This is a genomic window from Candidatus Gracilibacteria bacterium (genome assembly GCA_010119145.1).
Taxonomy (GTDB): Bacteria; Patescibacteriota; Gracilibacteria; order BD1-5; family UBA6164; genus JAACSU01.
In genome coordinates this window covers 1-1,089 of the sequence record JAACSU010000032.1, presented here as the reverse complement: position 1 = coordinate 1,089, position 1,089 = coordinate 1, and the positions used below count along the sequence as shown (strand labels likewise).

General features: G+C 31.9%; 1 protein-coding gene. It reads right to left on the bottom strand.

The window, feature by feature from the left end; all coding sequences use genetic code 25:
- Window positions 1-315: 315 nt before the first annotated feature.
- Window positions 316-897, bottom strand: a complete 582-nt coding sequence (locus tag GW846_06580; GenBank protein ID NDK10410.1) for a nucleotidyltransferase domain-containing protein — start codon at window positions 895-897, stop codon at window positions 316-318.
- Between the last annotated feature and the right edge of the window lie 192 nt (window positions 898-1,089).

Below are 1,089 nucleotides of genomic sequence, written 5' to 3'. Positions count from 1 at the left end.
ATTGACTGATAGATAACTCTATGTCTTTTAACTCGGCAACGGTCAAAATAATTGATTAAATTCAAATATTCTTTATCCAAAGCCAATCGCATAAATTCAAAGGTTGTTTTATGGGATTCTACAGAACGACTCCTGAACCCCTCGCTTAGCATATAACCACGACAAGCCTGTAATACTGAATTATAAGCAACAGCAAACGCCCAATCCCAATTCTGAGTAACAATAAACTCTGCAGTTTTTAAATCCCGTTCTGCCAGAGAGAACAAATCTTCTATCTCTCCAGGGCGGGCTTTTTCCTGTTTTATTTTGTTCTCTTTAATTAAATCATCGTATTTCATTTTCCGAACCTATTATTTCTATTTTTTTATCCTCCAAAATCCTCATTAAAAAAGGTTCTTTCTCGTTTAATCTTTTCTTAAATTCTTCTATATTCATCAGAGTATAGTTAATTGTCCGGGAAATTTTGGATTCTATTTGTTGGATTTTTTCTTGAAGTTTTATTTCATCAATATTGCCAATTACCATTAAGTCGATATCGCTCTTTATGTCTTCTTCTCCTTTTGCTACCGAACCATATACGAAAGCGTATTTAATATTTTTTGTTTTTTTAATTAATTCCTTTATTCTCTCTCCAAGAGCAATTGTCTTTAGGATGATACTTTTTAACTCTTCTTTTATTGGGCAAGTTTTATCTAAAAAATAATTTTTTCTTCCGTTACCAATCTCAAATTTTACCAGCCCCATTTTTTCTAATTTAGGCAACTCTCTTTGAATTGCACCTACGGGTTCAGAAACCAACCTCTCTAATTGCCGAATATAGAATTTCTCTTCAGGATGAGTGAGGAAAAGCGAAAGGAGTTTTCTTTTTGGGCGCGAGGAAATTAAATATTTTAACATTGTTTAGGTTTAGTCCCTTGTATATCTTTTATGTACAATTGTATATCTTTTATATACAATTGTCAATTATCCCTAAAATCTCCCCTTGTTTTACCTCAAAACTTATAGTAAGAGTTAAGTTATCCTGAAATACCATATGATTACAGTGATTATAAAGGAGATTACAGTGATTTTTATCTTTAATCACCGTAA